Annotated in this window: 28 protein-coding genes; 16 read left to right on the top strand and 12 right to left on the bottom strand. The window is 43.4% G+C overall.

Annotation, left to right across the window (positions count from 1 at the left end; all coding sequences use genetic code 11):
• Positions 1-9 precede the first annotated feature (9 nt).
• The 6 genes from ABJF92_RS07950 (at position 10) to ABJF92_RS07925 (ending at position 7,723) form a co-directional block, all read left to right on the top strand.
• The gene (locus ABJF92_RS07950) at positions 10-330 is read left to right on the top strand and encodes a sarcosine oxidase subunit delta (RefSeq protein ID WP_446815259.1); all 321 of its coding nucleotides are present in this window, start codon (positions 10-12) and stop codon (positions 328-330) included.
• Complete coding sequence (locus tag ABJF92_RS07945) at positions 327-3,344, top strand: sarcosine oxidase subunit alpha family protein (RefSeq protein ID WP_446815258.1); 3,018 nt, start codon at positions 327-329, stop codon at positions 3,342-3,344. Before ABJF92_RS07950 ends, ABJF92_RS07945 begins: the two co-directional genes overlap by 4 nt.
• Positions 3,337-4,008 (top strand): sarcosine oxidase subunit gamma, encoded by a 672-nt coding sequence (locus tag ABJF92_RS07940; protein ID WP_446815257.1) that lies wholly within the window; start codon positions 3,337-3,339, stop codon positions 4,006-4,008. The genes ABJF92_RS07945 and ABJF92_RS07940 overlap by 8 nt, the downstream gene beginning before the upstream one ends.
• Before the next feature lie 94 nt (positions 4,009-4,102).
• A complete protein-coding gene (gene purU, locus ABJF92_RS07935) occupies positions 4,103-4,969 on the top strand; it encodes a formyltetrahydrofolate deformylase (protein ID WP_446815256.1) in 867 nt (288 codons plus the stop codon).
• A 155-nt stretch (positions 4,970-5,124) separates the two neighbouring features.
• Positions 5,125-6,606, top strand: coding sequence for a carboxypeptidase M32 (locus tag ABJF92_RS07930; RefSeq protein WP_446815588.1), 1,482 nt, complete (start codon positions 5,125-5,127; stop codon positions 6,604-6,606).
• 604 nt (positions 6,607-7,210) lie between these two features.
• Positions 7,211-7,723, top strand: coding sequence for a hypothetical protein (locus tag ABJF92_RS07925; protein ID WP_446815255.1), 513 nt, complete (start codon positions 7,211-7,213; stop codon positions 7,721-7,723).
• Here the strand turns inward: ABJF92_RS07925 and ABJF92_RS07920 are convergent.
• Together ABJF92_RS07920 and ABJF92_RS07915 are read right to left on the bottom strand one after the other, a co-directional pair.
• Positions 7,720-8,010: a type II toxin-antitoxin system RelE/ParE family toxin gene (locus ABJF92_RS07920; RefSeq protein WP_446815254.1), complete on the bottom strand. Its 291-nt coding sequence runs from the start codon at positions 8,008-8,010 to the stop codon at positions 7,720-7,722. The genes ABJF92_RS07925 and ABJF92_RS07920 overlap by 4 nt on opposite strands.
• Positions 8,003-8,224 carry a TA system antitoxin ParD family protein gene (locus tag ABJF92_RS07915; RefSeq protein WP_446815253.1) on the bottom strand — a complete coding sequence of 74 codons (222 nt, stop codon included), beginning with the start codon at positions 8,222-8,224 and terminating at the stop codon, positions 8,003-8,005. The genes ABJF92_RS07920 and ABJF92_RS07915 overlap by 8 nt, the downstream gene beginning before the upstream one ends.
• Before the next feature lie 357 nt (positions 8,225-8,581).
• Here ABJF92_RS07915 and ABJF92_RS07910 point away from each other — a divergent pair, with 357 nt between their 5' ends.
• Positions 8,582-8,926 carry a hypothetical protein gene (locus tag ABJF92_RS07910; protein WP_446815252.1) on the top strand — a complete coding sequence of 115 codons (345 nt, stop codon included), beginning with the start codon at positions 8,582-8,584 and terminating at the stop codon, positions 8,924-8,926.
• 56 nt (positions 8,927-8,982) lie between these two features.
• Positions 8,983-9,870 (top strand): DMT family transporter, encoded by an 888-nt coding sequence (locus ABJF92_RS07905; RefSeq protein ID WP_446815251.1) that lies wholly within the window; start codon positions 8,983-8,985, stop codon positions 9,868-9,870.
• Between the two features lie 135 nt (positions 9,871-10,005).
• Here ABJF92_RS07905 and ABJF92_RS07900 read toward each other — a convergent pair whose 3' ends face one another.
• The gene (locus ABJF92_RS07900) at positions 10,006-10,350 is read right to left on the bottom strand and encodes a DUF2938 family protein (RefSeq protein WP_446815587.1); all 345 of its coding nucleotides are present in this window, start codon (positions 10,348-10,350) and stop codon (positions 10,006-10,008) included.
• A gap of 556 nt (positions 10,351-10,906) precedes the next feature.
• On the opposite strand from ABJF92_RS07900, the gene ABJF92_RS07895 reads away from it, so the two are divergent.
• Positions 10,907-11,350, top strand: coding sequence for a TM2 domain-containing protein (locus ABJF92_RS07895; RefSeq protein WP_446815250.1), 444 nt, complete (start codon positions 10,907-10,909; stop codon positions 11,348-11,350).
• 89 nt (positions 11,351-11,439) lie between these two features.
• Here ABJF92_RS07895 and ABJF92_RS07890 read toward each other — a convergent pair whose 3' ends face one another.
• On the bottom strand, positions 11,440-11,931 hold the full coding sequence (locus ABJF92_RS07890; protein WP_446815249.1) for a DUF2938 domain-containing protein: 492 nt from the start codon (positions 11,929-11,931) through the stop codon (positions 11,440-11,442).
• A gap of 77 nt (positions 11,932-12,008) precedes the next feature.
• On the opposite strand from ABJF92_RS07890, the gene ABJF92_RS07885 reads away from it, so the two are divergent.
• The 3 genes from ABJF92_RS07885 to ABJF92_RS07875 all read left to right on the top strand — a co-directional run bounded on the left by ABJF92_RS07885 (position 12,009) and on the right by ABJF92_RS07875 (position 13,713).
• Positions 12,009-12,449: a helix-turn-helix domain-containing protein gene (locus ABJF92_RS07885; RefSeq protein ID WP_446815248.1), complete on the top strand. Its 441-nt coding sequence runs from the start codon at positions 12,009-12,011 to the stop codon at positions 12,447-12,449.
• Positions 12,450-12,554: 105 nt separating this feature from the next.
• Positions 12,555-12,980, top strand: a complete 426-nt coding sequence (locus ABJF92_RS07880) for a GFA family protein (protein ID WP_446815247.1) — start codon at positions 12,555-12,557, stop codon at positions 12,978-12,980.
• Between the two features lie 310 nt (positions 12,981-13,290).
• Positions 13,291-13,713, top strand: coding sequence for a GNAT family N-acetyltransferase (locus tag ABJF92_RS07875; RefSeq protein ID WP_446815246.1), 423 nt, complete (start codon positions 13,291-13,293; stop codon positions 13,711-13,713).
• A 150-nt stretch (positions 13,714-13,863) separates the two neighbouring features.
• On the opposite strand, the gene ABJF92_RS07870 is transcribed toward ABJF92_RS07875, so the two are convergent.
• The 4 genes from ABJF92_RS07870 to dctP form a co-directional block, all read right to left on the bottom strand.
• Positions 13,864-14,601 (bottom strand): helix-turn-helix domain-containing protein, encoded by a 738-nt coding sequence (locus ABJF92_RS07870; RefSeq protein ID WP_446815245.1) that lies wholly within the window; start codon positions 14,599-14,601, stop codon positions 13,864-13,866.
• 121 nt (positions 14,602-14,722) lie between these two features.
• Positions 14,723-16,045, bottom strand: a complete 1,323-nt coding sequence (locus ABJF92_RS07865) for a TRAP transporter large permease (RefSeq protein ID WP_446815244.1) — start codon at positions 16,043-16,045, stop codon at positions 14,723-14,725.
• Positions 16,042-16,551, bottom strand: coding sequence for a TRAP transporter small permease subunit (locus ABJF92_RS07860; protein WP_446815243.1), 510 nt, complete (start codon positions 16,549-16,551; stop codon positions 16,042-16,044). Before ABJF92_RS07860 ends, ABJF92_RS07865 begins: the two co-directional genes overlap by 4 nt.
• A 78-nt stretch (positions 16,552-16,629) precedes the next feature.
• Positions 16,630-17,691, bottom strand: a complete 1,062-nt coding sequence (dctP, locus tag ABJF92_RS07855; RefSeq protein ID WP_446815242.1) for a TRAP transporter substrate-binding protein DctP — start codon at positions 17,689-17,691, stop codon at positions 16,630-16,632.
• 531 nt (positions 17,692-18,222) lie between these two features.
• Between dctP and ABJF92_RS07850 the strand changes: the two genes are divergently transcribed.
• On the top strand, positions 18,223-19,179 hold the full coding sequence (locus ABJF92_RS07850) for an ornithine cyclodeaminase family protein (protein WP_446815241.1): 957 nt from the start codon (positions 18,223-18,225) through the stop codon (positions 19,177-19,179).
• A 473-nt stretch (positions 19,180-19,652) separates the two neighbouring features.
• Here ABJF92_RS07850 and ABJF92_RS07845 read toward each other — a convergent pair whose 3' ends face one another.
• The 4 genes from ABJF92_RS07845 to zigA all read right to left on the bottom strand — a co-directional run bounded on the left by ABJF92_RS07845 (position 19,653) and on the right by zigA (position 23,167).
• Positions 19,653-20,528, bottom strand: coding sequence for an MYG1 family protein (locus tag ABJF92_RS07845; protein ID WP_446815240.1), 876 nt, complete (start codon positions 20,526-20,528; stop codon positions 19,653-19,655).
• 306 nt (positions 20,529-20,834) lie between these two features.
• The gene (hisI, locus tag ABJF92_RS07840; RefSeq protein ID WP_446815239.1) at positions 20,835-21,251 is read right to left on the bottom strand and encodes a phosphoribosyl-AMP cyclohydrolase; all 417 of its coding nucleotides are present in this window, start codon (positions 21,249-21,251) and stop codon (positions 20,835-20,837) included.
• 39 nt (positions 21,252-21,290) lie between these two features.
• Positions 21,291-21,968, bottom strand: a complete 678-nt coding sequence (locus tag ABJF92_RS07835) for a DUF1826 domain-containing protein (protein WP_446815238.1) — start codon at positions 21,966-21,968, stop codon at positions 21,291-21,293.
• A complete protein-coding gene (gene zigA / locus ABJF92_RS07830; protein ID WP_446815237.1) occupies positions 21,968-23,167 on the bottom strand; it encodes a zinc metallochaperone GTPase ZigA in 1,200 nt (399 codons plus the stop codon). The genes ABJF92_RS07835 and zigA overlap by 1 nt, the downstream gene beginning before the upstream one ends.
• Before the next feature lie 221 nt (positions 23,168-23,388).
• On the opposite strand from zigA, the gene ABJF92_RS07825 reads away from it, so the two are divergent.
• The 3 genes from ABJF92_RS07825 to ABJF92_RS07815 all read left to right on the top strand — a co-directional run bounded on the left by ABJF92_RS07825 (position 23,389) and on the right by ABJF92_RS07815 (position 25,966).
• The gene (locus ABJF92_RS07825; RefSeq protein WP_446815236.1) at positions 23,389-24,354 is read left to right on the top strand and encodes a transposase; all 966 of its coding nucleotides are present in this window, start codon (positions 23,389-23,391) and stop codon (positions 24,352-24,354) included.
• 490 nt (positions 24,355-24,844) lie between these two features.
• Complete coding sequence (locus ABJF92_RS07820) at positions 24,845-25,243, top strand: GFA family protein (RefSeq protein WP_446815235.1); 399 nt, start codon at positions 24,845-24,847, stop codon at positions 25,241-25,243.
• A gap of 171 nt (positions 25,244-25,414) precedes the next feature.
• A complete protein-coding gene (locus tag ABJF92_RS07815) occupies positions 25,415-25,966 on the top strand; it encodes a DUF3455 domain-containing protein (protein WP_446815234.1) in 552 nt (183 codons plus the stop codon).
• Positions 25,967-26,010: the final 44 nt, after the last annotated feature.

The raw sequence follows: 26,010 nt of genomic DNA, 5'->3' as shown, positions 1-26,010 counted from the left end.
GGGGTTAACATGCTACATATTTACTGCCCGCATTGTGGGGAATATCGCGAAGAAGAAGAATTTCACGCTGTCGGTCAAGCACACATTGCTCGCCCTTTAGATCCAGAAGCCTGTACGGATGAAGAATGGGGAGAGTACATGTTTTTCCGCAAAAACCCACGTGGTCTTCATCATGAATTATGGGTGCATGCGGCTGGGTGTCGTAAATTTTTCAATATGACACGAGACACTCAGAGCTACGAAATCAAAGAAGTTTACAAGATTGGTGAGCAACCAACGGTTGTCGCCGACCCTGTTGAGCAACAAAATATGTCAGGAGTACAATCATGACACAAGCTAATCGCCTCAATAGTGGAGGTCGTATTGACCGCTCTACCTCTTTTACTTTTACCTACAATGGTAAAAAGTACCAAGGCTATAAAGGGGATACTCTAGCGTCGGCTATGTTGGCAAACGGCATCGATGTAGTGGCTCGGAGTTTTAAATACAGTCGCCCACGAGGCATTATCGCTGCTGGTGCAGAAGAGCCGAATGCCGTGTTACAGCTCGGTGCGAGCGAGGCCACACAAGTACCAAATGTACGGGCGACTCAGCAAGAATTGTTCGATGGTCTGGTGTCTTCATCGACCAATGGTTGGCCAAGTGTCGACACGGATGTGATGGGCGTATTGGGCAAAATTGGGGGCAACATGATGCCGCCAGGATTCTACTACAAAACCTTTATGTTTCCTGAGTCATTGTGGGAAACCTATGAATCCATGATTCGTAAAGCCGCTGGTATGGGGCGCGCACCTCGTGAAAGAGATCCGGATACTTACGATACTATGAATCAACATTGTGATGTCATGGTAGTGGGGGCGGGTCCTGCGGGTTTAGTTGCCGCACTAACGGCAGCCCGCGGAGGTGCGAGAGTCATCATTGCAGATGAACAAAACGAATTTGGTGGCAGCTTACTGAACAGCAACGAACCGTTAAATGGTAAGCCTGCTGTCGAGTGGGTACAAGAGGTGGTGGCTGAACTGAGCCAGCATGAGAATGTGACATTATTGCCTCGCTCAACGGTGAATGGCTACCACGACCATAATTTTTTAACCATAAATGAGCGTTGCACTGATCATTTAGGAGACATTGCGCCAGTTAAGAAAGTGCGCCAGCGGATGCACAGAGTTCGAACAAAATGGGTTGTCCTTGCAACGGGTGCTCATGAACGTCCTTTGGTGTATGCCAACAACGATGTACCGGGCTGTATGATTTCCACGGCGGTCTCTACCTATATTAATCGTTATGGTGTCGTACCGGGAAATGATCTCGTTGTCATGACAACCAATGATTACGGTTATCAAGCCGCGCTGGATTGGGCGGCTGCAGGGCGTAATGTCGTTGCTATTGTGGATACTCGTGAGACTTCTACTGGCGAACGTGCGCAACAAGCTCGTGAACTGGGTTTGAATATTATGTTGTCTGCTGGGGTCATTGAAGTGCAAGGCAGCAAACGTGTTACCAGTGTTTCCGTCGCACCTCTTAATGCTGATGGCAGTCAGGTAGTGGGTTCTATTACCAAACTAAGTGCCGACACGGTTGCTACCTCGGGTGGCTGGAGCCCAGTCATTCATTTGTCTTGTCATACAGGCTGTCGTCCTGTTTGGAACGAGTCTGTGGTAGGTTTTCTACCGGGACCTACTGTGCAAAAACAACTAACAGCAGGCGGTATTAACGGACAATATGAAACGGCCACGGTGCTGAAAGAAGGCTTAGCAGCTGGACAACAGGCACTTGCTAATATTGGCCTAGTAGCGGCAGACGTTGTGCTACCAGAGGTGAAAACCTTAAGCCTTACACCACCAATGAGTTTGTTCCATATTCCTCACATTAAGCCGACGTCTCAAGCGCCTAAGCAATTTGTCGACTATCAGACAGATGTGACGGCTGCAGGCATTGAAATAGCTTGTCGTGAAGGCTTTGAGGCCATTGAGCATGTAAAACGTTATACCGCCATGGGCTTTGGTACAGACCAAGGCAAACTTGGCAACATTAACGGCATGGCCGTGGCGGCTAAAGCGCTCAATAAATCGATCCCTGAAACCGGTACAACCATCTTCCGACCTAACTACACGCCAGTCGCCTTTGGCGCAATTATTGGTCGTCACTGTGGCGCATTATTTGAGCCAAAACGCTTTACCGCTATGCATTCTTGGCATGTGGAGCAAGGGGCACTGTTTGAAGACGTCGGCCAATGGAAGCGCCCTTGGTACTTCCCGAAAGCGGGCGAAAGTATGCAGCAGACACTTAACCGTGAATGCTTAGCAGTGCGTAATGCCGTGGGCATTCTCGATGCTTCGACACTGGGTAAAATTGATATTCAAGGTAAAGATGCGCGTGAATTTTTAGGCCGAGTGTATTCCAACGCATGGGCTAAATTAGCCGTCGGTAAGTGTCGCTACGGCCTCATGTGTGGCGAAGATGGTATGGTGTTTGACGATGGTGTGACGGCTTGTTTGGGAGAGAATCACTTTGTGATGACTACCACGACAGGTGGCGCAGCCCATGTTTATGAATGGTTAGAGCTGTACCATCAAACTGAGTGGCCTGAGCTAGAAGTCTACTTTAATACCGTGACGGATCATTGGTCTACCGCAACGATTACGGGTCCGAACAGCCGGAAACTTTTGGCCGAGCTAACCGATGCCGACGTGAGTAATGACAACTTCCATTTCATGGACTGGAAACAAATTACAGTCGGTGGTGTGCCCGCTCGTGTATTCCGCATATCCTTTACCGGTGAATTGTCTTTCGAGATCAACGTACAAGCGAACTATGGTATGGCGGTTTGGGAGCAGCTGATTGACGCTGGGGAAAAATACGGTTTAACGCCTTATGGCACAGAAACTATGCACATTCTTCGAGCTGAAAAAGGCTTCATTATCGCAGGGCAAGACACCGATGGTTCGGTAACACCTTACGATTTGGGCATGGGCTGGTGTGTGTCGAACCAAAAACCTTTTAGTTACATTGGTAAGCGTGGCATGAGTCGTGAGGACTGTGTGCGAGACAATCGTAAGCAGCTGGTGGGGCTAAAAACCAAAGATCCAAAACAGGTCATACCGGAAGGTTCGGCGGCGATCTTAGACCCGAATGCTGCCATGCCAATACCGATTGAAGGCCATGTTAGCTCTAGCTACTGGAGTGAGTGTCTAGGTCATTCTGTGGCGATGGGCTTTATTAAAGACGGCCTCAACAAAATGGGCGACACGGTCTATTACCCACTGGCCGATGGCTCCATGATTGAAGCCGAAATTTGCAGCCCAATATTCTATGATCCAAAAGGGGAGCGTCAAAATGTCTGACCAAACTCAAATGACGGCAGCCCAAAGTGCAGCGACTAAAGCCGCGGTAATGAATCAAGTACCGGGTGCAGATATCGCAGGGCAATCACCATTGCACCACGCCGACTTTGCGACACTTGCTGAACAAGGCCAAAAAATAGGCGGTATTCACCTTTGTGAGCACAAGTTATTGGGGCACCTAACCTTGCGTTGTAACCCAAATAATCCAGAGCAACTGGCTGCGGTAGAACGAGTGTTGGGCGTGGCACTACCGCTCACTCCACTCACATCGGTTGTAAAGGGTGAGTACTCCATTCGCTGGATGTCTCCAGATGAGTGGCTTATTTTGGTGCCGGGCTTAGCAACCTTCGACATAGAAAGTGCCTTTCGTGATGAAATGCCGGGGCACTACTCCTTAGTGAACAGCAGTGGTGGCTCAACCGTACTCGAAATATCGGGTGATGATGTGCTGTCCTTGCTGCAAAAGTCAGTGCCTGTTGACCTGCACATTACAGCCTTTCCAGTCGGCAAAGTAGTGTCGACGTTATTTGCGAAAACGACGGTGACCCTGCGTCGACTGGATGAAAAACGGTTTGAACTCGTTATCCGTCGTAGTTTTTCAGATTACGTCTGGTTGTGGATTCAAGATGCCAGTCTTGAATATGGATTAGTCATCGAAGTGTAGCGGTTTCGATGTTCCTTTATTACTGATGATACTAAAAGCTGGCCATGTCATGGCCAGTGATCCCCTTATTGTTTGATAGGTTAAGAGATTGATTATGAAATCAAAAGTTTCCCCTTGGATTTTTACTGCCCGTTGTCCAAGTAAAATTGGTACGGTCGACGTGGTTACCCGTTACATGGCAGAAGTCAAAAACTATGTGGATGAAATTCACTCTTTTGATGATCGCGAGTCTGGTTTGTTCTTTATACGCATTGAGTTTTTACCACCGAATGATGACTTTAGCGAACAAATATTTGCCGAACAGTTTGCCGATCGCGCGGCTCAATTCGATATGGAATGGTCATTAACGGCACCTAACCATAAACCTAAAGTAGCCATCATGGTGTCGAAATACGATCACTGTTTGAACGATCTGCTATACCGTTTTCGTACGGGGCAACTTAACGTCGATGTGACCGTTATTATCTCGAATCATCCAGACTTAGAGCCGCTGGCCAAATGGCATGAGATCCCTTATTACCATTTGCCGATCAGTGCAGAAACTAAGCTTGATCAAGAAGCCAAAGTACGAGAACTCATTGAACAATATGACACAGAGTTGGTGGTACTGGCGCGTTACATGCAAGTGCTATCGCCAAGTATGTGTGAATACCTAGACGGACGTGCGATCAATATCCATCACTCGTTATTACCAGGTTTTAAAGGTGCGAGACCTTATCATCAAGCATGGGAAAAGGGCGTGAAAATGGTCGGTGCGACGGCTCATTATGTGAACAATGATTTGGACGAAGGGCCGATTATTTCCCAAGGCATTCAAACCGTTAACCATGCTCACTTCCCAGAAGATCTGGTCGCAAAAGGCCAAGACATTGAACGGGTTACCTTGTTTAATGCGGTAAAATGTCATGTTGAAAAACGTGTCTTTTTAAATGGTAAGCGCACGGTTGTTTTTGGTGGCTAGGCAACTATGCTTAGTGACCAGCCCCCTAAAGCCGCTCTTATAGAGCGGCTTTTTTATGCCTGTAAAAATCGTTACTATGGGGTAAAACACAATGGCATAACAGAGCCATTCTAAAGCCTAAACACGGCAGGCCTTTAACATAAGAGACTTATATGATGTCCTACTACCAACAACTCACAGCACTTTGCCAAACCATCCATAACTTTAACCACGCTCAAGCCATGCTAGGTTGGGACGCTGCCGCTAACATGCCAGCTGGCGGCAACGAAGCACGCTCGGATGCCATGGCGGAATTGTCAGTACATGTACACCGACTATCAACCCAGCCACAACTGGGAGAATGGTTTGCCAATGCTGAGCAAGAAGCGTTAAGCATCGAGGAACAAGCCAGCTTGCGTGAAATGAAACGTCAATGGCAGCAAGCCACCGTTGTACCAGAAAGTTTGGTAGAGGCTCAATCGAAAGCAGGTTCTGTCTGTGAACACGCATGGCGTAGCCAACGCAAAGATAACGACTGGGAAGGCTTTGAGAAAAACTGGCGAGAAGTAGTGGCTTTGTCCCGTGAAGAGGCCAGCATTCGTGGTGAAGCGCTAGGACTGACCGCTTACGATGCCATGCTGGATAAATTTGAGCCGGGCACTACTACAGAGTCGTTAAATGTCTTGTTCAGTGAAGTGAAAACTTGGTTGCCAGAATTGATCGAAAAAGCCCTAGAGAAACAAGCCAGCCAAAGCATCATCATGCCTTCTGGACATTACCCTGCCGAGTCGCAAAAAGCCCTAGGGCTGGAAATTATGAAACTGCTTAAATTCGACTTTGACCATGGTCGTCTTGATCAGAGTGTGCACCCATTTTGTGGTGGTGTGCCAAGTGATGTGCGCATTACCACTCGTTACGATGAAAGCGATTTTGTACAGGCTCTCATGGGCATAGTGCATGAAACAGGCCATGCCAGATACGAACAAGGGCTACCAAAAGCCTTTGCTGGTCTACCCGTTGGCGAAGCACGATCAATGGGCGTCCATGAGTCTCAATCTCTGTTTTTCGAGATGCAACTAGGGCGCAGTAAAGAGTTTATCCGCCACCTATCACGTTTATCGGCAGAAGCCTTTAATGCTCATAATGACCCAGTATTCGCCGAGCAAAACCTTAGCCAGATATACACCAGGGTCGAGAAGGGCTTTATTCGAGTGGACGCCGACGAACTGACCTATCCTGCCCATGTTATCTTGCGCTATGAGATCGAGCGCGACCTGATAAACGGCGTGATCAAACACACAGACGTACCCGAACTGTGGCATGAAAAAATGCAAGCATCGTTAGGACTTTCAACCAAAGGCAACTACCAAAACGGCTGTATGCAAGACATCCACTGGACAGACGGCGCCTTCGGTTACTTCCCAAGCTACACACTGGGTGCCATGTACGCCGCGCAATACAAAGCCACCATGACCAACACAGTCGACATAGCCGCTGCCATTCAAAGCGGCGACCTAAGCCCGATTTTCCAATGGCTCAGCGACAACATCTGGTCACAAGCCTCGCTTCACACCACAGATGACCTCATCAAACGTGCCACAGGAGAAACCCTAAACGCCGCACACTTTAAAAAACACCTAGAAGAGCGTTACCTATAAGCTGAAAAACACCATAATCCCGTGATCAAGGTAAACATCAGCCTCCGAGCCACTCGCATTATTGACGACATTTGAAAATGACATTCCTCCTCGAAACTGCCGCCTACCTCGACGGAATGTCATTTTTCAAACGCCTCACATCGTTGGTCGCCTTTTATGACGAATACCAATATACGTGGCCCAAGCCAATGGGGTTGGCATTAACGGCTTAACCCAAAAATGTAGGTCGCCATTTATGGCGAATACCAACACACGAGATCCAAGCCAATGAGGTTGGCATTAACGGCTCAACCTCATATTCCGCGCTCAATCTCAAAATGTAGGTCGCCATTTATGGCGAATACCAACACACGTGACCCAAGCCAATTCCGTTTGTATTAACGGCTAAACCCTAAAATGTAGGTCGCCATTTATGACGATTACCAATACACGTGACCCAAGCCGAGGGTGTTTAATTTTACTCTACCCCCTTTTTCTCCTTCTCAATTTTCTCATCACTTAATTAAAACTGTCGTTTTTGTTCAATCTTTCCTATCTATCGTCACCTACTATTTCGGGCATATAAAGCAGCACGTTATTTCTGATATCGCTTCTTTTCATAATAATGCTCCACCGAAAATCAGGAAAAAACAACCATGTTAGAAATCAGAAAATCGAAAATATAGAAGGATTACGCGACTTTAAAAAACGCTACTTTGAACAGTCGACAGCACCGCTTGATGGCATGTGGCATTTTGGTTTTGTCCCTATGTCCTCGCATTATGGTTTTTATGAGGATGACTTATTAGTCGGCTATTGCTGTGTTAACGGTGAGGGCTATATGTTGCAATTTTACCTGTCAGAGTCGGCCCAAACTCAGGGGAGAGAACTATTTAACTTGATTGCAGAGCAAAATAGCTCAGTTGTCGACGCTATTAAAGGTGCATTTGTGAGCACAGCCGAACCTCGTTATTTATCTCATTGCTTAGATAACTCATGTTCATTTAAGGTAAATGCGCTAATGTATCAGCAAGTTGCTCCTTTTGAGTCTGAAAGTGAAATAGGTTTTTTGTCGAATCAAAAACATTTGAAAAGAGCTTTAAGGGATCTGACATCTTTAAAAAAATCGAGGCTTTAAAAGAGATTCTTAGTATCACGATAGAAATTCTCGTGAGATCCAAGTGCAATGAGTTCAAGTACCACAGTGCCATCTTCATAGCTGTAACCCAGCAAACTAAGCTGTTTTACCATTTTAAACTTATGCACCCGCATGAAAGATAGGTCGCCTTTCTTGAGTTCTCCAAGTAACGGATTTTCTATCAACTCACGAACCGCGTTATCAAGGTCGGCCTTTTGATTCTTATGGAGCTTCTTAACGGCTTTTTTGAAACTGCTGGATTGAAGTACATTGCGAATCTTAGCCAAAGTCGTAGCTCTCTAATTTGCCTGCATCTTTTTCTGCTTTCGCTATGATGGCTTGTTTAACAAACTCATAGGGTAAATCTGGGTTATCCTCCATCATTTCACCAATCTTAGCCCAATGCTCGATTTGCTTTGGGGGGGTTCTGTGGAAAGCTTTTGCCATGATAGTGGCTTTTTCTATTAGTTCTTGATCTAGTCTAATACTTGTCGTTGCCATAACCGTTCTCCTTAATCTATGAAATCCATTGTAGTGATTTGCCACACTTGTGGCAATGTGCTTCAGGTTTTGTATCAAGGGGTCGGAGTAAAATTAAATTAATGCACTACAGACAGAAAGTGGTGAAAATGTCCTCCTTACCCTGTCCAGAAGAGTAAGTGTTCGTTCTTGGTTCCACTAGCTATTTTCCCATCCAACAGGAGGCAAGATTTTAAAGTTATGCAACCAAAATGGTTTATAGAAGTGAAAGCCTATAGCGACTTGTAGCACTGTTCTTTGCTAAGCTCTCATCATCTATCAACAACAAGCCATACCTCATAAAATCCAGTGAAACAGATGTGACTTTAGGAAATTATCATGGATGTAATAAATATAAAAACATTTGTACCAAGCAAAGATTATGAGATATCTAAGTTGTTTTACTCCGAGCTTGGCTTTAACCCTCAGTTTGTAACGGACGATCTGACACTTTTTGAAAATGGTGATAGTTGCTTCTTCCTTCAGCGCTTCTATCACGAAGAGTTGGCAAATAATTTTATGTTGCAAATCTGTGTTTCAGATATCCTCACCGCATTCAAATTATGTTCTAGTTCCAAACACAAAACTAAAATCACCTCAGTTCAAGATGAGCCTTGGGGCAAGGTATTTTACTTGTGGGGACCTGCGGGTGAGTTGTTACACATTACCCAGCTTGGCAATTAGTCTTAAAAGGGCAGACCCTTTTCAATCACTCCCTTCAAATAAAATGGATCGCACTCATGGCTCACAAGTACACACCTACCTTTAAAGACTGGTTTTCTTTGCTGTTATTGATTCTGCTGTGGGGAACATCTTTTATGTTCACCGCGGTTTCACTGGAAAGCTTTAGTCCTTTGGCTATCGTTTCTCTTCGCGTCTTGATCGCAGCGATTATTCTCACGCTCTTTATGTATGCCAAGGGTTGGCGCTTGCCTACAAAGCCGTTAGCTTGGGGGGTATTTTTACTACTGGGAATTATGGGTAACTTGTTGCCATTTTTTCTAATCTCCACCGGCCAGAAGGATGTTAGCTCAGGTATTACCGGGTTGTTAATGGCGTTTATGCCACTGGCGACCATGATTTTGGCGCATTACTTTGTGTCAGGGGAAAGCCTCAACCGCTTTAAAGTCTTAGGGTTTGTACTCGGTATTTCTGGCGTGGTGATTGTGCTTTGGCCGTCGTTAGCTGGTGCTCACAGTGACTTATTGGGTGGTTTGTTGATTCTACTTGCCACGTTGAGTTATGCGATCAATGCTATTTTGGCGAGGCGTTTACCGTCTTTTAACCCTGTGGTGACAGCGGCAGGCGTGATGATTATTTCCAGCATGGTGATCGTGCCATTGTGGCTGTGGCAAGAGTTACCCTGGCAGCAAAGCTATTCTTTAAAAGCCAGCGTATCCATGTTGTGGTTAGGTGTTGGCCCAACGGCACTTGCCACTATTCTGCTTTTTGCTGTGATCGGTACAGCAGGCCCTACGTTTCTTTCGTACATTAATTACGTGATTCCTATTGTGGCCTATTTTACGGGGGCGATTCTGTTGGGTGAGGTGATTGAATGGCGAAGCCTAGGGGCGATGTTGTTAATCATTTTAGGCATTGCGTTAACCCGTAAACGGGTGACTGATTGAGTAAGGTGATCTCTCTAAATTGGAATAATTGATCCATGATGCAAAAGGTGTGTCTGTAAGGCTTTAGCAAATATTCTCGCTAAAGCCTTTAGGCTGTTATCTGTGTCTTAGCAGTGCCTTTGCTCTCTGAGGAATTCAAAAAAACTTCACTACCAGTGCCGAAAGAAATAACTTCAAGCCGAATACTGCATGATTGATAAGGTTGTGTAATCTTGTTGAGCTGGGGTTAGGTGTTCGTGAAGCCCTACTGCCAGCGCCCATACCCGGCTGCAAAATAATGAAGGGAGCGACAACGGTTACTATGCTCAGCATAAGGGCTGGCGTCAGCGTAGGGTTGTTGAACCAAGGTTGCCCGCAAAGAGAAATGAGTTGTACGGCATTACCAATGTCGATGACATAATGGGCGAACCATACAATCAGCTGTTCGCCGTAAGTAGGCTCAGCGTTTGTTATAGTCTTATGACAGAATTTTATCTTTATAAGTAAAGTGATGTTTTAGTGGCATAACAAGAACTTTAAAAGCCTTTCTACACTCTCAGCAGCCTATAAATGCTTCGACTTGTTGACCCAAGAGTAATAGAACGTAATAGTTGATTCAACTTATTACTGATCACTTCAATGCTCTCCGTATGGGGTAGGTGTAAGTTATGCTAAGAACTGAATAGGTCGAACTTAGTCTGAATTATTTTACTCTGTGTCATTTCAAATGTTTCCATCCTAATTTTAATTTATGTTAAAAACTAGTGGTTTTCTGAACTAATTGATTGTAATCTTTAGTAAAATAAGGATTTGGTGTTTTTCAGAAAGGATCTCAAAGTATACAAGTTAAATTTCCTCTCAAAGTATCTACTCCATTCTATATATTTCGTAATATAATTAATTGAACCACATTATTTAGTAATAAATATCAATCGATACATTTAGTATTTATTTGATTTTTGATTAAGGAGGTTAATTTTTTAAAAAAATATTCCATATTTTGAAAAACTCAGATTATTAACATGTGATTATTAAACTTGTACTTAAGGAATGGATGATGAAAGGTAAAATTCTTGGTTTTAGTGAAGAACATCGTACTGGAGTGATCTCGGGAAGCGATGCCGCTAGATACGACTTTGAGCTAGAGCAATGGAGAGGGGATGCCCAGCCAAAGGTTGGTAATAATGTTGATTTTTCCGTGAGTGATGGGAAAGCTGAGTCCATTTACTTGGATTCGCCAGTTAGCACCGGTTCATCAAAAAAGATTGCGGCTGCATTATTTGCATTTTTCCTTGGTGCCTTTGGAGCACATAAATTCTATTTGGGTTATACCAAACAGGGTGTGATTATGCTATCGGTTTTCATACTTGGGTTTATTCTGTTAGGCTTTCCATCTATGATTATTGGAATAATAGCTTTTATTGAGTTTATTTTATATCTGGTAAAAACAGACGAGGACTTTGAAGAAATCTATGTGACAAATAAAAAACCATGGTTTTAATTGATAGATAGATTTCTATAAAAAGCTGCGTATTTTTATATGTAGCTTTTTTCTTTGTTATATATCAAAAATCCGCAGTGTGTGTACCCTCATCGTAAAACAAAAGACTTCACTACCAGAGCCGAAAGAAATAATCCCAAGCCGAATACCGCATGATTGATAAGGTTATGTAGCCTAGTCGAGTTGGGGTTAGGTGTCCGTGAAGCAGCAATGCCAGCGCCCATACCCGGTTGCAAAATAAAGAAGGGCGCTATTACGGTTACGATACCCAGTATAAGCGCTGGTGCCAGTGTTGGCTTGTTGATCCAAGGTTGCCCGCAAACGGCAATGAGTAACACGGCATAGCCAATGCCGATGACATAATGGGCCAACCATCCAATCAGCTGTTCACCAGAAATAGGCTCAGCGTCTGTTATCGTTTTATGACGAAATTTCCCTTGTTTCATATAGGCGATCCAACGCCCGACCAAACCCCAATTGGTAGGATGAAGGCCGAATAAAGATTTTCTTAGTAAAGACCATAAGTCCATTACTAGGGTGGCGCCAATGCCGATTAATATAGTAAAAATGATGCTACTCATGACTGCTCCATAACTGGTGTTAATTTCAATAGGGTGCTAGGTTACAACTTCAAGCTAACTTTAAGTCAAGAGTGGTTATGGAAATATCTCAGGTAGCCAAACAATCTGGTGTACCCGCTTCAACGCTGCGTTTTTATGAAGAAAAGGGCTTAATTCATTCAATCGGCCGACGTGGCATACGCCGAGTTTTTGGTGCGAATGTTTTTGAGCGCCTTGAGCTGATTGCGCTAGGGCGTGCGGCAGGATTCTCGCTGGAAGAAATTGCCGGAATACTAGGGTCACATGGTAAGCCAAGTATTGATCGTGATTTGCTACTAAGCAAAGCCGATGAACTGGACGCTACTATTAAGCAGTTAACCGCCATGCGCGATGGATTTAAGCATGCAGCAGCTTGTACTGCCCCGAGTCATTTAGAGTGTCCAAGGTTTCGACGTCTAATGAACCTTGCTGGCTCGGGTGCTGTAAAAGCCGTGGCGTCAAATAAAGCGATAAAGTCAAAGAAAGCCAGTAAGCCTTAACTAGAATAGTATTAAGGGTTCGCTCAGTTCTATTCTCTCCTCTATAGTTAGTCTTACATGTTTTATGAGGTTATTTCGCCCCTAAAAGTGAAGGAGAGATCAACTATGCAAACGAAAGCAAGCTGCCTATGTGGCTCTGTAACATTTGATATTGAATTGTCTAGCTCTGAACCTGAAATGGCTGTCTGTCATTGTAGTATGTGTCGAAAATGGCTCGGTAGCCCCATGATGGCGATAGACAGTGGTAAGCTGAAAAACATCACCGGCGAGTCGTTTGTCTCACGCTATGCGTCTTCGGAATGGGCGGAGCGCGGCTTTTGTAATAAATGCGGTACTAGTTTGTTTTATTATTTAGCGCCCGCAGAGCAATATCATTTCCCAGTAGGGTTACTGGACGAGAGCCTAGAGTTTAAGTTCAGTCACCAGATCTTTATTGATGAAAAGCCCGACTATTATGAGTTTAAGAACGAGACTCATAACATGACGGGAGAGGAAGTGTTTGCGCATTTCTCTGGTGAAAGCGACGCCTAATCCGTCGCATTTAGCCGCTTTTCACTCTTTAGCCAGTCGGCCTTTCATCGGGCAGACTGGCTTTTGCGTTTCTATGGAAGGCTAGATTAACAAGCTTCTCACTTTTGCGGGATTTAACAAGACAGGCACCTAATGAGCTCAGTAAATTCAGCGGGATTTAACAAGACAGGCACCTAATGAGCTCAGTAAATTCAGTGCTTCCCGTCTTTTCGTTGGGAAGTTTAGCCGTGTATAAAGAGTAAAATATAGTTAGCAGGATAGGCACTGGCGCTTTACCCTAGTCGTTCAACTTATTAAGGAGTTTGCGTTGATGTCAGGTTACACAACGAGTTCAAATTTAAAGGATATGGATTTGGACGTAATACATGGTTTCATTTCGCATTCTTATTGGGCTAAAGGCATTCCATTAAAAACTATGGAAAAAGCCATCAATAACTCCTTATGTTTTGGTATTTTTACTGATAACGGAGATCAAGTGGCTTTTGCCCGTATGATCACAGATTCAGCAACTTTCGCCTATTTGGCGGATGTTTTTGTATTGAAAGAGCATCAAGGTAAAGGTCTAAGTAAGTTACTAATGCAAAGTATTGTTGAGCACCCTGATTTACAGGGTATTCGACGTATTGCGCTTGCAACAAGTGATGCGCATGGCCTTTATGCGCAGTTTGGCTTTAAAGCGTTAAGTTCTCCGGAAAATTTTATGGAACTGCATCAACCAGATGTTTATAAATGACGAACTTTCTTAAGACTGATATATCGAAACGTTAATAGATTCGTGTTGATGTTGTCATTCTTAGTACGGTTCGTTTAATAAGATAGGTTCTGATCTTAACAGAGCGGTGCAAGGGAAAGTGCGCATTGCTATGAGACGCTGAGCAGCAGATTAGTAACTACGAAGGTGTCTTGGCGTATGTCCATAATGGCGTTGGAACAGGTTTGTCATAGCGCTTTGGTTACTGAATCCGGCTTCTTCTGCCACAATCGATAAAGGCTTGTTGGTGGTTAAAATGAGGTCATAAGCTTTTTCTAGGCGTTTTCGTAAGATGAATTGATAGGGCGTTATGGACGCCGCTTTGGTGAAGAGTTCACTAAAGTGACCCGGGCTGACATGGTGCATTTCAGCGAGTAGAGCGATGGAAAGCTTTTGATCAATATGCTCTTCGATAAACTTTGATATTGAATCTATATCGAGCTTTTTACGATCTTTGTATTGGCGAGTATCGCCTAAGATTCTTGAATGTAGCGATGCAATTAAACCGAGGGTGCAACCTTGGCCTGCTTCTGGAAATAACTCAAAAGTATTAGATTCTCTTAATAGATAAGAGATCAGCATTTTTAAATTATCATCGGCAGAGAAATAATGAGGCTGCTCAAAGAGTGTTTCTAATCGACTGTTTAGAGGGAGGCTTGGTATATCAATAACGATGTGACTGTTTTCACCAATTCCTTCGAAATAATGTGTCTCACTGGCAGGTGCTACGCAACCGTGAAGGTTGTCAACAACCCCACCTTTGCCACCAATTTCAAATAATGCGTGTCCTTTTTCAGCGATAATTAATTGGTGATGATTGTGATTATGTTGGTCACTTTCATTTGCCAAGATAACATTTTTGATGTGCATTTCTAACCTAAAAATTATGTCAATATTAACACACTCGTTTATTTTTTAGGTGAAGTCAATAGGAATTGTTATCGATTACACAACTCAGCAAAATGGCTTCTGCTGAGTTGTGTTTTAGAGATTACCAGCTGGGCCCGCCAAGGACTCTTGGTAGCCATAAGGCCGTTTCTGGGAAAATCAGAATGACGAATAAAACGATCAACTGAATGATAATGAAAGGTATCACCCCTGCGTACATGTGTTTCAACGTAATGCTGGCGGGTGAGATAGCCCTTAGGTAGAAAATCGATGGCGCTAAAGGTGGTGTCAGATAGCTAGTTTGCAGTACCACTAAGAAGGCAACACAGAACCAGATGTCATCAAACCCTAGTAAGCGAACAATCGGGATAGCCACGGGGATAACGATGAGCACAACCGACATCATGTCTAATAAGAAGCCTGCGATAAAGGCAATAAACAAGATTAACGCCAGTACTGTGTAGGGGCTAAAACCAGATCCAGTTAGCAAAGATTGAACCGTTTGCATGCCGCCCGTAGCAAAGAAAATTCCTGCAAACATACCACCAGCCATGACAATCAATAAGATCATCGCAGTGATATTAACGGTGCGCAGCATAGAATCCCAAAGTACTTTTACACTACAGCTTTTATAACAAAGCGATAGCAATACGGCACCGAGGGCACCACAAGCCGACGCTTCTGTTGGGGTTGCAATACCCAATAGAATTGTACCCAGTACGGTAAAGATTAAGGCAGCAGCGGGTAAGATAGCGGTTGCCGTCACTTTTAATCGTTCTCCCAGAGGTACACCCACTTCTCCTTTTTCTCTTGGCGCAAGCTCAGGCTTGAAGTAAGCCAAGGCGATCACGTAGATCACAAATAGCGCCGCCATTAATAGCCCAGGAATCAATAGGCCATTAAACAGTTGACCAACTGAAATGCCTGCGACAGGACCTAATACGATCACGGTAATAGAAGGCGGAATCGCAGTGCCCAAAGAGCCACTGGCACAAATGAGCCCTGACAATAGACGTTTGTCATATTGGTGCTTAAGCATAATAGGGATGGTTAGCAAGCCAATAACGGCTTCGGTTGCACCCACCACACCACTGGATGCGGCAAAAATGGCCCCTAATAGAATAGTTCCCACACCTATGCCGCCAGGCAGGCGTTTAGTCCATAAGTGAATGGCATGAAAAAGTCGCTCTGCGATACCAGATTTTTCTAGCATGGCGCCCATGAAGATAAATAATGGGACGGCTGCAAGTATGGAGTTCGAGGCGGTTTCTTCGATTTTAGTCAACAGTTGATAGGCCGTGACATCACCAAACATCATTAGACCAAAAATCGTGGCGGTGAGTATCATGGCAAAAGCAATTTGCACACCTAGAAATATAAATAGGATGAGTACAGGGAACATTAAAATGGGTAGGAAATCACTCATGCAAAGTCATCCTCTTCCTTACTAAAAATGGTCATGATGGCTTTAAGGAGCTCGGCGATAAGTTGCAAAACGAGTAGTAAGAAACCTAAGAACCAAGTGAAATAAATAGGCCAAATAATCGGATTCCACGCAGATCGTCCTGATCTTTCACCGCTTTCGTAGGCTTCGTAAAAATAATGGGCAAGTTCCCATGTAAGCCAAGTAAGAATGGGTAGTAACATGAGATAGAAAATGGCTCGGATGCCGGCGGCTAATTTAATAGGCATTTTCATGGTAAGAAGGTCGACGCTAACGTGTTGCTTAAGACGCAAAGCGTTTGCCATGCCAAGCACAAACAGTGTGCCCATGACCATGTAGCTAATTTCAAAGGCCCAAGCGGTTGGCGACCCTAAAACATGGCGACTGAATACTTCGATGATTAATGCGCCGACAAGCGGAATGATCAATAGGGCGGCAATGGCTCCAAAGAAACGCGTTGTCATCTCTAACAGTTTTATAAGAATCATTGTTTTCCTGAAGGTACTGTTCTAAATAGTGGTCAACGAAAACAGAAGAGACGCCTTAGGCGTCTCTTCTCTCATTTATTAAAGTTCAGATTCACCAATGGTTAGGCGGTATTCTGACCAGTTTGTCATTTCTGCTTTAAACGTACGCTGTGAATTCAGCACTTTTGAAAACCAAGGGTTTTTAGCAGCGTTTTCATCTTCCCAAGCCGTCGTTTCTTCAAGAACTTTGGTGATAAAGCTAGGGTCTAGCTTAACGATCTCGTTCTTACCACTTTTTAGCTCTTCATAAGCCGCTAGGTCGGCGTAAGAAGATGCTAACCAAGAATCAAATACAGACAATTTGGCTGCGTTACGCAATACGGTTTGTTGCTTCTCGGTCAGTTTATCCCATTCGCGTTTGTTTACCTGACACTCAAGTACACCGCCAGATTGATGAACACCAGGCACCATTACGTATTTTGCAACTTCTTGGAAGCCTGTTGGCTTGTTTAGCTCAGGGCTTCCCCATTCTGCAGCATCAATTACACCACGCTCAAGAGCACTGTAAATTTCACTGCCCGCCATGACTACGGTAGAGGCCCCCAAACGCGATGCGATTTCCGCCCATGCGCCAGATGTTCTTAGGCGTAGGCCTTGGAAGTCTTCGAAGGTTTGCACTTTTTTATTGGAGTGAAGGAAGATCTCTGTGCCCAAAACAGAGCAAGGTAGGGCAACAACTTTAGATTTTTCTAAACGGAACTGTTCGTACAGTTCAAGACCGCCACCTTGATAAATCCACAGCATGAACTCTTCAGGAGTTAGGCCGCTTGAGTGACCTGCAAGCAGTGCCGCAGTTGGGTCAACACCGTAGTCATAGTTGATGTAGTTTTGGCTAATTTGCGCGACACCTGATTTTACGGTTTCCGTGACTTTAAGCGCACTACCCAATGTTCCGCCTGGGAAGACTTTGATTTCAAAGCCGCCGTCGCTCATTGAATTGACATGATCTGCAAAGCCTTGGGCATCACGTTCAAGCCAAGGGCCACCAGACCATGGTGTTGCCATACGCCATTCTTTATCTGCTGCACTAATGTTTACGCTGGCAGCCATAACCGCTGAGGCGATGAGAGTCGTTGATAAAACTCGTTTAATGGATTTCATATTCATTCCTTATATGCTTTGTCGTTTCAATAATTTGCTCTAATTAGGTCTGCGTCCTTACGAAATAAGAGGTCTTCCGTGAATCGATTTTTGCTTTAATCGTTAAGCCGAAGAGTGGAGAGCGGCTCAGCGATAGATCTGTTTTTCTGCTTTCAATAAGAGTGAAGTACTTAGAACTTTTTATGTTCTTTCATCTATTTCCTTGAGAGCGATAGATGAATGCGGGTTGAGAGTAATTATTATTAAACAACCGTTTTTCATAAGGTGTGTATCGATTGTATGGGGTTTTTCTGGGCACAATTTGTCAAAAAACCTGATGTTTTTGTCGAAAACTTGGTTTTTTTACAAAATGGGTAAGATTTTTCTCTGTTTTTGTTTACTTTTGACAGTGAGAAAAAGCAAACAGTCGGATCTAAGTATGAAACTTATCTGTATCAATAGGTTGATGTAGCGACTGGTTAAATCGATTTTGGTTATCTACTTCAAGTCATTCTTGAAAAATGAGCTGGAAACAGCATTAAGGGATCTTAAGTGAAAAATATTTTTGTGCAGTATGAAGACGGTTGTTTACCTTATGAAAAGGTTATTTCAGCATTAGATGATGCTTTTAAACTCGATATAAATTGCCCAATTAGACATCATCATTATATGAATGTGCCTAATAAAAAAGACGCGACATTACTCCTCATGCCTGCTTGGTTAGAAGGCTTGTACTTTGGGGTTAAGCAGGTGAGTGTATTTCCTAGCAACGGTGAAGAGGGGCTTCCTGGTCTAAACAGTATTTACATCCTTAGTTGTGCCAAAACAGGCCTACCATTAGCGCAATTTGACGGCAATGTCATTACCGCCAGACGTACCGCAGCGGCTGCAGCATTGGGCGCTAAATATTTGTCTCGTCCAGAGTCTAAAAAATTATTGATGGTTGGCGCAGGAAAAGTGGCTAGCCAAGTGATACCCGCGATGGCGACCGTGAGAGAATTAGATGAGATCAAAATCTATAACATTCATGAAGAGTCCGCAGCGAGATTAGCGGAAGAAGTTGAAAAGGAATTAAATATTAAAGCCAGTGTGGTTAGCAAAGAGGATTTACCGAGTGCCGTGGCTTGGGCGGACATTGTCAGTTGTGCGACATTGAGCGAAGACCCTATGGTACTGGGGGAATGGGTGACTCCAGGAACGCACATTGATTTAATTGGTAGCTTTACCCCCTATATGCGTGAAGTTGATGATGCGTTGATGCAAAAAGCTCAAGTCTTTGCTGATTTTAAAGCCGCAGCTTTGACGGAAACAGGGGACTTCATCAGCCCAATTAAAAGCGGAGCCATGACAGAAGATCACATCATTGGTGACTTCTTCTCATTGAGCCGCGGTCAACATGCAGGCCGAAAAGCCTTTAAAGATCCTGAAAATGACATATCTGTTTTTAAAGCGGTTGGCTCTTCTATCGAAGATTTAGCGACGGCAATGCTTTGGTATCAGCAGGATTAAATAAAATCATTGAAAGTTAAGAGTCAGAAGTCCTGGCTCTTCTATATCCCTCTTTTTTAACTAAGACAGGCACTCTTCAAGGCCAGTAAATTCATAGGTTTAGGTTGTGTAGATGCGGGAATTTAACGGTGAGGGTTGTTTTGCAGGGTTAGAGCTTTAATTAAGACAGGCACTCTTCAAGGCCAGTAAATTCATAGGTTTAGGTTGTGCAGATACGAGAGTTTAACGGCGAGGATTGCTTTGCAGGGTTAGAGCTTTAATTAAGACAGGCACTCTTCAAGGCCAGTAAATTCGTAGGTTTAGGTTGTGCAGATACGAGAACTTAACGGTGAGGGTTGCTTTGCAGGGTTAGCAGTCTAGGGAGCTTAGATGCTCCAGACTTTGTAAGTACTTTCTTTTGTTATTGATCAACCGCTCCCCACTAGAATGGGGGGCGGTATTTATAACGTTAGTTATGACGAACCAGATGGTTTTTAATAATCTAACGCCATTTGTGCCATTTTCATTGTGCTTTCAAATGAAGCACAACCAGCGATAAACAAGCCATTATGGCAGAACATGGCATCGTCTAAACCTGTTTCCTCTTGCAATGCCTTATCCGATAAACCTGCCCAAGGTGCAGGAAGCTTTTTCCTGTCTTCAAATGAGCCGAGTTCAACAGGTACGGTTTGTATTCTCCATTCTCCTGTTTGAGATGGATAAAGCATGTATAGTGCTTCATCGGATAGTTTGAGTACGGTGGTTTTCCAAGGGGTATATTGATCTAAAACAATTATTCTTGGGTCTACGGCTTTCTCTATGGCGCTGGCAACGATTGCCTTCGCGTTTACGCCACCGCTTGCTGCAGCAATAAATCGAGTTAATATTCTCGCTGCAAAGGCTACTGCTTCTTCAAAGCAGGTATCAAAGTCACCTTCTTCTTGCCATGTTGGATTAAACATCGAGATGGTTTGGCTCAAGCTAATACCTGTGGCAACACCTTCTACATGCCCACAATCAATGGCGTCTATTGTTGAGACTAAGTTTTTATCTAATGAATGAGCGATTTCTTGGTTGCCTTCGCAAACTTCAAGCCCGTACTTCTTCCATACTAAACCGAAGGACGAAAATGGAATACCATTCTCTCGTGCGCCAGCACCGCCTTTTTGATGATGGTCAAAACGCCCTTTGTCGGCATCGTATATACCACCTACGTCGAGCACAATATCCGCTTTGGCCATGACCTCTAAATCGCGTGTACGTATAAGCTTCGCAGATGGGTATAGGCTTTTAAGTGTAGCGACGGCAAATACATCGTCTGCATGAAAGTTACCATTGTGCGTTGCAATTACTTGAACTTGTTCGGTCATTCTATTGTCTCTTTTATGTATCTCATTTTACTAGGCAGTACAGACGTACTAAAAACCGGCATTCTACTGGGTTTTCATGAATGGTGACACCGTTCATTTGGATCGTGCCTCCCATACTAACAATGATATATATTTGAGACAGGCATTCTTAGAAGCGAGTAAATTCAACTGATTAAGCTTTTCTGATGAAAGGCATTCACTTAAAAGGTTTAAGCGTTGCATGTGACATTTCAGGTAGGGTGTAGATTTTTTGATGATCGGGGAATCTAGACGTCTAAAAAGCAGTTTTTTAATATGTACTGTTGTTTATGCGTCGCCTAATATCCTTACCTTAGATTGTTCAAAGTTTACATCAAGATAAAAGCATCCCTTTCTTCCAGTATGACATGCTGCGCCAATTTGGTCGACTTGACACAGAATAACGTCACCATCGCAGTCGAACGTCATCGAATTTACGGACTGTGTATGACCACTTGTCTCACCTTTTATCCATAGTTTATTTCGACTACGAGACCAATAGGTCATACGTTTCGTATCGATGGTTATTAGCAATGACTCTTTAGTCATCCACGCAAACATTAAGATATCTTTACTGGTCGTATCCTGGGTGATGACAGGAATCAAACCTTGCTCGTTAAAGGCTAGTTGCTCAATGATGTCCCATAGATCCATCGAGGTTTGATCCGGTAAATTTTCAAGTTTTTGAAAGTAATCTCGTTGCATGTTTAAAGACTCTATTTAGGCGCTTTAATTTTAGGTTGATTAAAAATCAATGAAGTCGAGTGTGAGTAATAAGCGTTTTTCTCCATCTGATATGGCGGGAGATCGATGAACTAAGCCACCACCAGAGGTTTCTTGCCAATTCTCACCTTTCAGCAGTGCCACGTCACCTTGGGTGAGTTGGTTTATGTTGCTTAGCTGTTTAAACAGACCAGACTCTTCATCACTTTTACCTTGATTACCCTGACCAAGCTTGCTTCGGTCGACTTCAGTGTTTTTTAGCCACTGTGTTGCAACACCTTGATAGGTTGTCACTAAACGACATGGTATGAGGTCCACATGGAATCGAGGACACATTGGGCGTTCTAAGACGGTGAGTCTCAAACCTGCTCGTTTTTGTTCAAACAAGCAGCAGAACATGTCTACGATCAATGCAATATCGTCAGCCAGTGTGGTGACATAAGGTGTTTTCCCGAAAGATTTATACATAACTTCGTGAGTTGTATTGGGAGTAACGGCGAGTCTTTTTGCTGTTTTTGGGTGTTGTTGAATGAAGTCTTCAATCGCAAGCATGACTTCGTTTGGATGATTTCGCTGCCATACCGCCATATTGACGTCTTCATCATAAATCGCGGTTAGAATATTGGGATCTTTGGCTAAAACCGCCTTACGATCTAAGAAGTCTGTCGGTTTTTCTAATACACTTTCGTGGGTGCTCATTATTGTTCACTCCAAATAGGAAAGGGATCGCTCAAGGTGGCCCAATAATCTTTACCTTTGAGTAATTCTTCTTCAGATAATAAACAGTTATCAAGAGCGCTGATCATGGCTTGTTTATCAAGGTTTTGCCCGATAAAGACTAACTCTTGACGCATGTCTCCAAAGGGTTCGACCCATTGCTTTTCTATTTCTTTCAGTGTTTCTTGGTCAACGTCCCAATCGCTTTTGGGAATCGCTTTCCAAAACATTCCAGCAAAACCATAACGTGCAATACCTCCAGCTTGGCTCCATTGGGCACAAAACTGAGGACGAGTTGCTAACCAAAAATACCCTTTTGATCGGATTAATTTGCCAAACCTTTCGGTGTTGTGAAGCAGGTCGTAAAATCTTTTAGGCGCGAAGGGCTTGCGTGCAATATAGTTAAAACTCCCAATGCCATACTCTTCGGTTTCTGGTACGTGCTCACCGCGCATTTCTTTTAACCAGCCCGGAGCTTGCTCAGCTCGCTCGAAGTCGAATAAATTGGTGTTAAGTACTTCGTTTATATCCACTTCACCATCACGAATAGGAATGATTTTGGCGTGAGTGTTGAGCACCTGTAAAATGGCGTGCAGTCTTTCCACATCGGCTTTAGATGCTAAATCTGTTTTGCTAATTAGGATTACATCAGCAAATTCAACTTGATCTACTAGTAGATCGGCAACACTTCGCTCGTCTTCTTCACCTAACGACTCGTCGGTGTCTTGTAGATATTGAGCGTCGTCATAGTCTTTTAGAAAGTTAACAGCATCTACCACTGTGACCATAGTATCCAGCCTTGCGACGTTAGAAAGTGATATGCCATCTTCGTCTGCAAAAGTGAAAGTTTCAGCCACAGGTAGAGGCTCTGAAATTCCTGTGGATTCAATAACTAGATACTCAAAGCGTCCATCTTTGGCCAGTTTATCGACTTCAATGAGTAAATCCTCTCGAAGGGTACAACAGATACAACCGTTGCTCATTTCGACTAATTTTTCATCGCTATGGCTAAGCGACACTTCGTTTTTAACAACGGCTGCATCAATGTTGATATCGCTCATATCATTCACAATGATAGCGACTTTTTTACCATCTCGATTATTTAGAATATGGCTAAGTACCGTTGTTTTTCCTGCACCAAGAAAACCAGAAAGTACGGTTACGGGTAATTTATTGTTCATAATTTGACTGTTTTATAGTTACGTTGATGTAATGTTATAATATAACGTAATGAAAATGATAGATCTTTGATAAAAAAAACGAAATGGACTATTGCTACCAAGCCTGGCTAAGACAGGCACTCTGAAAAGCCAATGAATTTAACGGTCTCAGCTGTTTCTGGTTTGTTCCTCAAATCCTTCCTATACTTAGTTTTATGTTCTCAAGGAAGAGGAGAAGGGTCATGCCAATACCTAGAAGCCAACAAGTTTGCTTAGAAGATACCCCTTATTATCATTGTGTTGCTCGATGTGTTCGCCGAGCTTTTTTATGCGGTCAGGATCCTTTTACTGGGGTCAGTTACGAACATCGACGAGACTGGATCGAGCATCGTTTGTTGTTTCTTGCGAGTGTTTTTTCGATTGATATTTGCGCTTATGCTGTTATGAGTAATCATTTGCATGTTGTGCTTCATATTGATGAAGATACAGCCAAAAATTGGTCCCCAGTTGAGGTGTTGGAGAGATGGCATAAGCTTCACAAAGGTACCCTCTATACTCAACAGTACGTGCGAGGAGATCAACTTCCGACGTATCTGCAGTCTCTAGTTGAGACCTTAGCGGAAACGTATCGCTCACGATTAATGGATATGAGTTGGTTCATGAAAGAGTTGAATGAGCCGATAGCGCGTAGGGCAAATTTAGAAGATAAATGTTCAGGTCATTTCTGGGAGGGGCGTTTTAAGTCTCAAGCCTTACTCGACGAAGCGGCTCTCGTTACTTGTATGGCCTATGTTGATTTAAATCCAGTCAGATCAGGCATATGTGATACACCCGAAAACTCAGACTTCACTAGTATCAAAAAGCGTGTGACGGCCATTGAAGGGCGTTTTCAATCTAAAGCTTTATACCCGTTTGTTGGTAACCCTCGAAAAGACATGCCTAATGGTCTTCCTTTTAAACTGAAAGATTACTTAGAGCTGGTGGATGTAACGGGTCGAATAATCGCGGGCGAGTCAAAAGCGGTAATTGACGCTTCGCTACTTCCGATCCTGCAGCGTTTAAATATCTTGTCAGAGAACTGGATATGTATTGTGACTGAGTTTGAAACCCTAACTGGAAGTATTGTTGGCAATGAATTATCAATTGATCGTTATTGTGCAACCCATCATCGAAAACTTAACCGTAAAAGCACTCGGCTGCTTGCCTAAGTGGTTTAAATGGCTCTTGACGACTTAGTAACTTTGGTTACGTTAGTTTTGTGGTTAATATCGACCAAATTGCTGCTTTATTGATCATGAAGCACTTAATGTTCTTTGTCGTCGCTCTCCTTTTGAATATTTTTGGTGCTAATCCTTCGTAAGCAAAAAATAAGGCTGATGTTATTTTGTTTCAATGGCTTCAGGCTCCTAATTTTTATGATGTTAAGCAGTGCCTGTCTTAAAAGTGTTACTCTGCCAATGCTGTTGTGTATTCGATCATTAGGATCGAATGCCTCACTGTTAAGCAGTGCCTGTCTTAAAAGTGTTACTCTGCCAATACTGTTGTGTATTCGATCATTAGGATCGAATGCTTCACCGTCAAACTGAACCTTCAAAGCAAGTTGATGCGCTAGGGTAAAACCTAATCAGGAAGGAAAATTATCTGTTCTTGCTGACGCATTCTCATGATGGTTCGCGATTTAATTAAGGTGCTGGGTTAATGATCAAGTTTATCGGTAATACTAAGATTCAAGAGAAACATCTCGCCACCTGTCATTGTGGTGCGGTTAAGTTAGAGCTATCGCTACCAAATGGGATAGAAAGCCCTAGACGGTGTGATTGTTCTATTTGTCGGCGCAAAGGCGCAATCGTGGGTTCCATTCCTCTGGATGCATTTCGCATTATTGAAGGGGCAGAGGTGTTAAGCCTTTATCAATTTAATACAAACATAGCAAAACATTATTTTTGTTCTAAATGTGGTATCTACACTCATCATCAACGACGATCTAGTCCCAATGAATATGGCTTTAATATCGGTTGTTTAGAAGGTGTTAACCCGTTTGACTTAGGCGAAATTTTGACGAACGACGGCGTCAATCACCCAGCAGATCGTCATTAGAGGTACAGATAAAGCCGATTTTTAGGTTATCTGTTTGAGTAAATGACTTTAATTTAAAATTATTTTGTTTTTTCTGCATCTAAATTCCTTTGTCGATTGTAGTACTTGATAACAGTAGGTAAATGGCTGTTTTTTCAAATTCGAAATCTACCGATAAATAGGGAAACGACAATGAAAAATCAATGTATGTTAAAAGCACTACACGTTACGGCAACTTCTGTACTGATGGTTATGGCGACTCAATCATTCGCGGGTAATTTTTCACAAGAGAATTTACCAAGTGAAGTACGAGTACCTGCAGGGAACAAGGTTGCAATATTTACCGCTGCAAAAGGCAATATCACGTGGGAATGTAAAGTAGACAGTGCTAATGCTGACAAAGCAAAGTGGGCTTTTGCTGGCCCTCGAGCCATTCTAAGTGATAATAAAGGCAATCATCTTGTCTCTTACTTCGGTCCACCTGCAACGTGGGAGTCGCTAGATGGTTCATCCATTACAGGCAAACAACTGGCGATTGCTCCTTCTGGTAAAGGAAGTATTCCAATGCAATTAGTGAAAGCAAATGAATCCGCTCGGTCAGGCGCATTAAAAGATGTGACTTATATACAGCGAATTAATCTAAGAGGTGGTGCAGCACCGGAAACCGGCTGTAATATGGATAAGCTTGGACATAAAGTCGTCGTTAACTACTCTGGTGAATACCTTTTTTGGAAACAAAAATAAGCCAGTTATAGGCGTTATTAGAAGAATTTCTAGGAAATGACTTA

This window comes from Marinomonas sp., from assembly GCF_039940335.1.
Lineage (GTDB): Bacteria > Pseudomonadota > Gammaproteobacteria > Pseudomonadales > Marinomonadaceae > Marinomonas.
Note: the sequence above shows the minus strand (reverse complement) of the source record. Positions and strands in the feature narration are given on the sequence as shown.